9 protein-coding genes and 1 riboswitch are annotated in these 10,129 nt (G+C 42.0%); of the genes, 4 read left to right on the top strand and 5 right to left on the bottom strand.

Annotated features, from left to right (window positions below; translation table 11 throughout):
• The first annotated feature begins 191 nt into the window (after positions 1-191).
• Positions 192-1,097 carry an AraC family transcriptional regulator gene (locus tag A8709_RS16390; RefSeq protein ID WP_244163220.1) on the top strand — a complete coding sequence of 302 codons (906 nt, stop codon included), beginning with the start codon at positions 192-194 and terminating at the stop codon, positions 1,095-1,097.
• Positions 1,098-1,168: 71 nt separating this feature from the next.
• Here the strand turns inward: A8709_RS16390 and A8709_RS16385 are convergent, their stop codons facing one another.
• The 3 genes from A8709_RS16385 to A8709_RS16370 form a co-directional block, all read right to left on the bottom strand.
• Positions 1,169-2,194: an S-layer homology domain-containing protein gene (locus A8709_RS16385; protein WP_167357099.1), complete on the bottom strand. Its 1,026-nt coding sequence runs from the start codon at positions 2,192-2,194 to the stop codon at positions 1,169-1,171.
• Between the two features lie 547 nt (positions 2,195-2,741).
• Complete coding sequence (locus A8709_RS16375) at positions 2,742-3,401, bottom strand: CAP domain-containing protein (protein ID WP_425262329.1); 660 nt, start codon at positions 3,399-3,401, stop codon at positions 2,742-2,744.
• Between the two features lie 5 nt (positions 3,402-3,406).
• Positions 3,407-3,540, bottom strand: a riboswitch (cyclic di-AMP (ydaO/yuaA leader).
• Positions 3,541-3,650: 110 nt separating this feature from the next.
• A complete protein-coding gene (locus tag A8709_RS16370; RefSeq protein WP_065853448.1) occupies positions 3,651-4,412 on the bottom strand; it encodes a hypothetical protein in 762 nt (253 codons plus the stop codon).
• A 168-nt stretch (positions 4,413-4,580) separates the two neighbouring features.
• Between A8709_RS16370 and A8709_RS16365 the strand changes: the two genes are divergently transcribed.
• From A8709_RS16365 to A8709_RS16355, 3 genes are all read left to right on the top strand, one after another.
• Complete coding sequence (locus A8709_RS16365) at positions 4,581-5,543, top strand: L-lactate dehydrogenase (RefSeq protein ID WP_065853447.1); 963 nt, start codon at positions 4,581-4,583, stop codon at positions 5,541-5,543.
• A gap of 40 nt (positions 5,544-5,583) precedes the next feature.
• Positions 5,584-5,985, top strand: a complete 402-nt coding sequence (locus A8709_RS16360; protein ID WP_065853446.1) for a hypothetical protein — start codon at positions 5,584-5,586, stop codon at positions 5,983-5,985.
• A 238-nt stretch (positions 5,986-6,223) separates the two neighbouring features.
• Positions 6,224-7,633 (top strand): hypothetical protein, encoded by a 1,410-nt coding sequence (locus A8709_RS16355; RefSeq protein ID WP_141692563.1) that lies wholly within the window; start codon positions 6,224-6,226, stop codon positions 7,631-7,633.
• A 10-nt stretch (positions 7,634-7,643) separates the two neighbouring features.
• On the opposite strand, the gene A8709_RS16350 is transcribed toward A8709_RS16355, so the two are convergent.
• Entirely contained in the window at positions 7,644-9,047 is a 1,404-nt protein-coding gene (locus A8709_RS16350; RefSeq protein ID WP_065853444.1) for a hypothetical protein, read from the bottom strand.
• A gap of 48 nt (positions 9,048-9,095) precedes the next feature.
• On the bottom strand, positions 9,096-9,536 hold the full coding sequence (locus tag A8709_RS16345) for a DUF4362 domain-containing protein (protein ID WP_065853443.1): 441 nt from the start codon (positions 9,534-9,536) through the stop codon (positions 9,096-9,098).
• Positions 9,537-10,129: the final 593 nt, after the last annotated feature.

Below are 10,129 nucleotides of genomic sequence, written 5' to 3'. Positions count from 1 at the left end.
ATTTCCAAAATGGGTGAGGAGAAGAAAGTAAATGGGGACATTCCTGTCTTCTGTATTTTTAACTCTTTCCATGCAGGATTCGAGTCAATGATAGCGCTTTATTTTTGATATTACATGTAGTACGATAAGATCAACAAAGCGACTCACAACCAATTTTTTTTAAAATTGCAACCTTGAAAGGGGCAACAGAATTGGAAACGATCCCCTCCGAAATTTCAATTCTCCACTTTATTTCACCACCTGTACCCTATTTTATCGATTGTGGTCGAGCTTATTATCGTGAAGGAGAACGGCATATTAGCCGGAACAGTATTGGTGTCTTTGATTTCATTGTTGTTAAAAAAGGAAGTCTACATTTGGGGGAAGACGGCCATGAATGGGTCATTCAACCAGGTGAAGCATTCATACTAAGGCCTGACTCCAACCATTATGGCACTGCACCTTGCGTAAGCGATACCGAGATCATTTGGATTCACTTCCACACGTTCGGTTCATGGGAAGAAAACAGCAGCATGATGCAATGTTTGGATAATCAAGCCGCCCTCATCAATAATCACAAACAAACCGCTTATTTAAATCACTGTGAGGTTTGTTCTATATTTCTCCCCAAGTACATCAAGCTTTCGCAAAAATCCCTTGACATTTTAGAACAATTCTTCAAATTGGATCACGAGCCTCGCTCTTTGCGCAATTGGAAGAAACAAGCCACTTTCCAGCTTTTCATACAACATCTAGATCAAGAAATCGCCAACAAAACGGACTCGACTGCTACCCAATTAGCGGAGAAAATAGAGCTTTATATTCGGCAAAACTATACGAACAAAATATCCAACACCCTCATGCAAAAAGAATTGAACTATCATCCCAATTATATGGCCAAATGTATGCTCAAGGTCTATGGCATGACGCCGATGGATTATTTGATGCAGTATCGAATCGAACAAGCCAAAAAACTATTGATTCAAACCGAGTGGTCGATGTCCCGCATTGCAGAAGAGGTTGGTTTCATGCATGCGACTTATTTCTCATCTTGCTTCTCTACACATGAAGACATTTCGCCTCTGAATTTTCGCAAAAAATTTATTGGACATCCTTAGAATAGGATTCGGGATATCGCTAGTGTGAAACAGAACCACTCCCTCAGCTGAGGAAGTGGTTCTGTTCAAGCTTATATTGTCCCTAGTCCAGCCAAAAGTCTCTTCAATACGACTACTGCTTCTGCCCTATTCGCATGCTCTTGAGGCGCGAAGATTTGATCAGTTCTGCCGTTCATGAGTCCAGATCCTACTGCAAGATTTACCACTTTTTGGGCCCAAACGCTGACAGCATCCTCATCATTGAAGTGAATCGATGTGTTCACAGTCATGTCTTCTACTTTCGTTCCTGTTGCCTGAGATTTCGCTCTTATCAGCATCGCTGTCATTTCCTCACGTGTAATATTCTTCTCAGGCGCGAACTCATTGTTAGAAATGCCGTCAATAATGCCTGCAGCATAAGCATTCTTAACTGCGTTCTCATACCAGGAACCAGTAGCAACGTCCGTGAACGGATTTTTGACAGTCGTTTCTTTCAAGTTTAGTGCTTTGGAAAGTAAGGTTGCAAATTGCGCCCTAGTCACATTGGTGTCCGGCTCAAAATGATCATCATCCATACCTTCTACAATATTTTTATCGACCATCATCATGATATCCGATTTGGCCCAGTGTCCGGCAAGATCACTGAAAATTTTAGTGAACACCGTAGAATCATCCAACGTGTAGGCTTGATTTTTCAATACATGGTCAACTATTTTCATAGAGGTCCATTTGATATTGGAGGATCCCACTTTTTTCGCTTTAAAGGTAATTGTACCAATATCCAAATCGCCCTTTTCACCATCGACATTTCCGACTTTGGTATGAGCGAACGTAACTACATTGTCCTTCACGATAGGTGAAACAGAGAATCCTGCGATCTTCGTATCCGCTTTCACAACTTCTAGCTTGCTTGTATCAAAACTTAATTTCGCTTCATACGCATATAAATCCTGAATATTTTGCCCTTTTAGCGTGATTGTAAATTCACCCGATACGGATTCCGTATCGGAAGTAGTCATAGCAAATTTGGAAGCATCCTCCGCGTAAGTAGGTGCTATTAATACGAATGAACCATACAAATTGCAGATCAATGTGACAAGAATTGTTTTACGCTTCACAATCATCCATCCTCTCCAAAGTGGAAGAAAGTGTTCCTACTTCCTTCCTGTACGACTGATTTATTCGAAGCAAATGTTTTGCTGGTAGTGCTGGTAGTGCTGGTAGTGCTTGTACTTCTAGAGACAATGCGTAAACTAGATACAATATGAATCATATGATACATATTGTATCTGATTATGTCAATCATTTGTATCCGCTACCACATTTCAGTGCTTTAACGTTGGAAAAAGGACCGCCTCTCGGCAGCCCTCAACATTATCTTTATGGTTAGCAACTAGGCGGAAGAATGGTGAGGTAGCCTATGTTTTGAAGCCTTTATTTTTGCCATTTCTCAAAAAAGCAACGTCCACGCCAAACTTGGCGATTAACGGAAATTTCGTTTTGACGAATCCGACGAATCCGGAGTTTAAACATTGTCCTAATGATATCTTTTCCCGTACCTGATAGATCGATACATGCGCATACCCTCGAGCTTTTTCACACAAAAAGACCAGCAACATTGGTTGCTGGCCTTTACTTTTGGACATATTAAAGATCAATTCGTCTTTAGTTACTTATAAAATCCTGTACCCATTCACCATTATAGTAGGCAACACCAATTTGCGTGAAATTGGGACTAAGAATATTTGCACGATGTCCTGAGCTGTTCATCCAAGCTGTCATAACTGCTTCCGGCGTTTGTTGACCCTTGGCGATATTCTCGCCAGCATAGCTATATTGAATGCCATACTTCGTCATCATATCAAAAGGTGACCCATACGTAGGTGATGTATGATCAAAATACCCGTTATTATACATATCTTTGGCCTTATCCAATGCCATGGCCGTGAGAGCCGCATTGCTCGTTAAAGGACGAAGTCCTGCTTTAGTTCTTTCTTGATTCACAAGCGTAACGACTTGGCTGGCAAAAGAGGACTGCGTTGGCGCAGGAGTAACCGTTGTTTGCTTTCCTGCATTACTTGCATTTGAGCTCGAACTGCTCGGAATATTGATTTTCATACCTGCCCAAATAATGTTCGGATTGGCAACCTGAGGGTTGGCCTGAATAAGTGTCGTCAAACTAACACCATATTGCTTAGAAATTAACCACATCGTGTCATTTCCTGATACCGTATGCGTTGCTGTCGCGGCGAACGCCGCGCTGGATCCCATCAGGACACTCAAACCTAGTGCTCCAGTGACTACTAATTTTTTGTAACGATTCAAAACAAACATCTCCTTTTTGCGGCCTGCGAGGTTAGCTGTCGGATTCGGATCAAAGAGTAATCACCCGGCCGCTAATTGCGGCTTCACCCCAAAGATTGGGTCCCCCGTGCTTCATAAGAAACTTCGGCCTTCTATGTTGTTAATCCGTACGGATCTATCAAATTGTAACATGTGATCTGACTTAGAACATGGCTCAAAATTTTCCATCTCGTTTCTGAAAGCGTGAACAACCCTTTAAGATCACCACTTTCACGAATTAAACACAACTTGATTTGGCTTCACTTGATCCGTACTTTTCAAAACCATAACCCGTTTCATTGAATCATATTGAAAATGATACACCTCAATAAACTCATCTCCCGCTCCATACCCGCCAGTTACAATAAGTTCGTTGTTTAACACTTGAAAGCTCCGATGCGGCAGTTGGCTGATATACGCTCGATTCTGCTCTTGTTTCATATCAAAAACGACGGGAAATGCCTTCCCATCACTCACTCCGAAAAAGTAAGTCTCTAAAGCATGACAGTCAGTATACCGTGGTGTATAGGCAAAAATCGTAGTTTCCCCTATTGTGAACTCCCTCATAGGAATTGGTTCCTCAGCCTGCTGGATAATTTCGAAATCAAGTGGCAGCGCCATCACTTTTTCGGGAATCTGATCTGATTTAGACTCCCACACTACCTCATAGTCACCAGTCCATCCGAAGTCGGTCTCCAGCCCATAACAGCTAGGTGCTCCTAGTGGAGCAACAGTGGCTTTAGTTGCCGGTTTGACAAGGAGTTGTCCTACTATGTGAGTTCCAATTGCTCGAATGGAATTGTCTTCTTTCTCTACATTCTCAGCTGCTGCACTAGGACTACCCTCAGAAGATGGTGATGTTATTGCAGCAACGCTAGGTGTCATTGATGGTAAGTCGCTTGGAGCTACTTTGGCAGTTGTGTTATCACATGCTGAACTCAAGGCCAAAATTAGCACAATTCCTATAGGTGCAAAAATCTTTCTTTTGAACATGACATAGATCCCCCATTTATTAAACTACTAGCTAGAATTAACGTCGTTCCGTCAATATACTTCACTTCATACTCTCCCCACGTGGATCCACGTCAAGTATAGTCACAAGAGACAACCATCATCCATATCCTATATAAGGGGGTTATTGCTTAGAGGAGGATGGTCAAAATGGTATGGAAACCGAGAAAAGTCGCAATTGTGGGAATGGGTGTCGTCGGTTCAAGCTGTGCGTATGCCCTGATCAATCAATCGGTTTGCGAAGAATTAATGCTTATTAATCGCACCTCCGAGCTCGCCATGGCCCAAGCTTTAGACCTGTCTCATTGCATGGATTTCACTCAATCGTGGACAAAGGTTTTTGCAGGTAGTTACGACCAATGCGGGGATGTTGATGTCATCATCTTAACACCGGGCGCACCCATGAACAAAGGTCAGAATCGCCTTGAGCTCATGGAATCCTCCATTGACATTATGAATGAGATCGTTCCTTTGATCATGCAGAGCGGTTTTAACGGGATTTTCCTCGTTGCCACCAATCCAGTAGATATTATTACATATACCGTATGGAGGCTATCTGGTCTTCCACGGAATCGCGTTGTGGGTACTGGCACATCCATCGATTCTTCAAGGTTAAAAAAGATTTTATCCGAAATCTTCCCCGTCGAGCCTAAAAGCGTTCATGGGTATGTATTAGGAGAACACGGGGAGTCCCAATTCGTCGCATGGTCACACGTAACGATTGGCGGTAAACCACTGACTCAGATCATCAGTCAATATCCACAACGCTTCGGACTTGTCGAGCTTGACCAGTTGGCAGAACGCACGAAGTTAGCGGGATATGAGATTTTCAATATCAAAGGAGCAACTTGTTATGGGATTGGCAGTGCATTAGCTTTCATCACTCGTTCTATTTTAAATGACGATCACAAAATAATAGCCGTATCCGCGATTTTAGATGGAGAGTATGGTGAACGTGAGGTCTGTGTAGGCGTTCCTGCCATCATTTCAAAGGATGGGGTTAAGGAAGTAGTCGAACTTCACCTCCATGCATCCGAACAGGAGAATTTCCATTATTCCTGCGATTTAATTCGTGAACACCTTTATCAGGCGTCATTACTCGGAGCTAATTAAAGATCAAACGCTAGGACATACTAGGTCGTGGGTGATATCTATGATAAAGCACATGAAACAGTTCCTCGTTAGTGTTACTTTCGTTCTCACGATCCTCTTTCCCTCATCTACGCTGGCCGCCCCAAGTGAGTATCTACTCGAAGAGGCCTTGTTGCAGCAACTTCACGAGACGATTCAATCCTCGCTTCAAACTATTTATAACGAACAGCTTGCACAATACAAAAGCGCACGAATCGTGTCCATCAATGTCCGTGAAACCTCATCAAAAAAAGATCCAAACGCACATCCTGTAGATGCGATTCATGGACAGACTTATTTTGAAATTATCGTCCACGTCGTTAGAACGAATGATGCGTATGTAGAATTATATCTGAAGAATGATACCGTTTCGGCAAAGTATTATCTGGATAAATTCACCAGAGGTGCTGATTGGGGTAAATAAGGATTGAAAGTGAAACAGCGATTCTCCTGCATCTAGTTTGCTGGGGAATTGCTGTTTGGCATGCAATGCTAGCCGCGCAGGTTATTCCTAATCTGATCTATCCTTGAACCTTATTCTTATTGTAAATAAGAGCAATCAGTAAAACTTTCCCAAAAACAATGCGTCTATTATAACAAAGATATCAAAGAAAAAGGTGAAGTTATTGCGTATATTAACTCGAAAATGGTCCATAGTCATTATGTTTCTTCTAGCAATATGGGTACAAATAGTACCCACTCCAGTTTCAGCAAGTACCACAGTAAAAGCATTGGCTCCTACTTTTCCGATCCAAATTAATGGGACAGACCTAGACGTTGCTCACAGTAAGTATCCTTTTTTAATCTACAAAGATATTACCTACTTACCGATGACATGGAACAATTTCCAGTCGCTGGGTATCAAGTATAGCTGGAGTGAAACGGAAGGGCTTCTCATTTGGACCAACAAAGACATTCCACCGCCTATCCAATCGTCACCTATTGTGCAAGATCTAACGAATAAACGTAATCTAGGTAGTTATACCGCCAGCCTAACAACGGATACGATTTCAATAAACAATACGACAATCAACAATTCAACCGAACCATATCCTTTTCTGACTTACCACGACGTGACATATATGCCGTTAACTTGGCGTTTTGTGCATGATCTGCTTCACTTAGACATCAAGTATAGCGATGCTAATGGATTATCCTTAATCGGTGGTCAAAATATTATGTATACGATCATCGGTGATGATGACTCGGCTTTATATTTGAATACAGCACAATATTCGGATCCTGCTAAGGCTATTCTAAGAATGGATAAGAGCAATTATCAACTCTCATGGGAAAGCCAATCAGACACGGACAACCTGATCCAAGCTAATGCTAATCATCCATTTGGCGGTAAGCCTATTCAATTGCAGCGTGTCGGCAGAGATTTATTATTTAACAACATTAAGCTTTATTCATTAACAGATGAAGACGTGATGGAAATGGGTAGTTGGGGCGCGCCTGTACAGACATTTACCAAATTCGACGCGGGAGACCAAGGTGTTATCATATCGATAAATCTGACTCTTCAAGTAGCCGCGATAGGACCCAATTATGGGCGAACCTTTAACTTCCTAATCAGAAATGGCCTAGCGACAGAGCTTGAATTTTTCCATCAAAAAATAGATCGTGTTATTCCGAATCCCGATGGTTCTGTGTGGATTGCCTCCGACATTTTGCCTAGTCGATATGGCTTTATGGCTGGAAGTGCTCGACTAGGTCTCCTTGATCAAGAGGGTCACGTTCGTATGATCAATGATCAACTTCATGAGTCCGATGTCATTACTTTGGGCATAAGTAACCCTGCATTGCCAAATCCAGCGGATAAGGATGGTAGTCTTTATATTATCCTTAATGGTATTTCTCAACAGGATTTTAAGGAGCAGGGCACGGCTGGTCTATACATGTTGAACACTAACTTGCAAACGGAACGGCTCTCTGACCATCTTTTTGGACAGTATTATTTGGATAACCAGCGACATATTTTCATTAAACATCCGAACAATACCATTGAAAATTATGTAACTGGCGAGGTACGAACTTGGTTTGATTATGAATTAGCGCAAATGAAATAAGTAGTCGAGACTATTCTATATTAAAAACACTTTGAGAATCACCAGACTTTCCGATTTCAACCGTATGCTTTTCGACACCTCCATTTAACTGATAACTCAGGGATAGAGGAATTTTATAAGTTAACATGTATGTCCCTGGAGGAACCTGATTACCATTTGCGTCGCGTTGATCCCAAGCCGGTAAAGCAAACGTATAAGTGACCATATCCCCTGCTATTTCTGTTGGTAGAAGTGGAGTTAAGCTTGACCAGACTAAGGTTTGCGAATCATCCGTTTCCAATTTAAATATCTGGATTTCAAACTGAGTAGGTTCCGTTAATCGTAATGGGTTTTCATCCACATTTGTCATACTAAGCGCAGCGGAAATCGGGGATCCCAATTTATACCCGTTGCCATAACCAAGTTCATTTCCTGTACTCGTCGTGAACATTTTCGGTACCAACGGATAGCCATGCCAACCAGCTGTCCGTTCGAAACGAGAATATGTCCAATCTCCTTTTAGTTGGAGCGAATTCATTTCTTTAGGGGCATGATATAAGTCCAGTTCAACATTGGGGTAAATCCACCCATCACCTATCCAAGTTGTGTGTACATGGTACCATCCATGCGATTCTTCGAACGGGATAATCGTCTGAGGTGCAATTACGCCGAGGGCTTTGGCTTGATGATTGGGATACTGATACACTGTTGTTGTGTTTGACAACGATATTTCTTGATTTATGGCTTGTGTTTGCAGAGGGCGACTAAGTGGTGGATGAATCCATTTGGGGCCAGACAAGGTTTGAATGTGAAACCACCCGTTAGCGTACTCCATATAATTAACCCTTTGCGGTGCTAATTCTCCTTCGGGTTGTGAGTTTTCAAATGGTAGGGCATATATGGGCGTAATGGCAGCTAAATCTAATACTCCACTATTCTCAACGACATTATCAATGATCTGATGTTGAGCTAACATATATTTCTCACCTAGCCATGTCTGTATTTTCATCCAAGGACCGATTATTGAAATGACCTTAACCGTCTGCGAGTTGATCGTGGCACCCGTTGGGTAATGGCTCAATGGATAGTTATATATGACCTCCTCCCCTGTAAGTCCTACATTCTTGTTCATTGGTATTTCCTCACCGGCATAAGCAAGATTAGGGTGGATCCACTTATCTCCCATCCAAGTATGAATGCGTATCCATGGGTCGTCTTTATAAAACCACCCTGGCTCGAGCCCAGTTACTTTAACGGTTTGTGGTGAAATTGACCCTTCAGCAACTTCATTTCCATCCGTGGAATTATAGAAATTTGTATTCTCAAACAAGGTAATCACTTTCGGAGCTGAATCATGTGAATTAGCAGACACATGACTAGTGCAACTTAAGACAAACATACTTGTCAAAAAGATAAGGACAGTGGGTTTCTTCATACTTTTCCTCCTACTTAGCAAAATCACTTATGACTAATTTCACTCAGGTCACGTCTTGTCAGGCACAACAAAAGAAAAAGTTTGACCTACCTGACTGCTTTTACACCCTTCCAGGGTATAAGAAATTCCTCTCTCCACTTTTACGGATGCAAGTCCGTTACACTCCGTAGACATCACATTTTTCTTGCCAAATTTGTCCTCCGAATTATCAAAAGAGTACGTAATTTTATCCTTCTTGTAGGCCAAATCATAGTAAATTGGATCTCCCTCATCCGTCATTTGCGTGATCCGAAGCTTACTATCGATGTGTGTTTCTACATCTATTAGAAATTGATTGAATCGATCCAGATTCGTGATATTGCCATGAATATTATTGACCTCTCCTCGTTCTGCAGCTTTATCTACGTTGAACTCCTTATCCGCGCACCCGCTAAACAATAACAAGCTGCTCAGAATACAGTAACCCCGCGCACTCATATTCAACCCCATGATCTCGCCTCAATTCAAAGATACTTTCACTGCTCTATTTCCCTTTACATCATTGACGTCACAACTATTGGAAAAGTTTTGGAAATTCAAAAAAAAGAATTGAGATAGTCGGATTTTCCGAGTAACTATACTCCCTTTCTGCAATTCGCGACCGAGATAGTCGGATTTTCCGAGTAACTACACACCATTTCTGCAATTCGTGCCCGAGATAGCCGGATTTTCCGAGTAACTGCACTCCCTTTCTGCAATTCGTGCCCGAGATAGTCGGATTTTCCGAGTAACTGCACTCCCTTTCCGCACTTCGCGACTGAGATAGCTGGATTTTCCGGGTAACTGTACACCCTTTCTACACTTCGCGACTGAGATAGCTGGATTTTCCGAGTAACTGCACTCCCTCTTCTCAATGATCTTACTGTATACAAAGAGCGGTCTTGTGTCCTGCAGTCGAAATAGTCGACTTACATGGTCCACAATCACTTTCTCACGACCTGCATGTCGAAATAATCGACTTACTGCTCTTAGAATTAATAGTGGACGTCTCTTAGTGTAGCAGTAATAATAATCTTAACTATGACTAAGAGGTGTCAGTCCAT

The organism is Paenibacillus pectinilyticus (genome assembly GCF_001700435.1).
Classification (GTDB): Bacteria; Bacillota; Bacilli; order Paenibacillales; family NBRC-103111; genus Paenibacillus_E; species Paenibacillus_E pectinilyticus.
The sequence above is the reverse complement of the archived record's forward strand: the minus strand, read 5'-3'. Positions and strand labels throughout refer to the sequence as shown.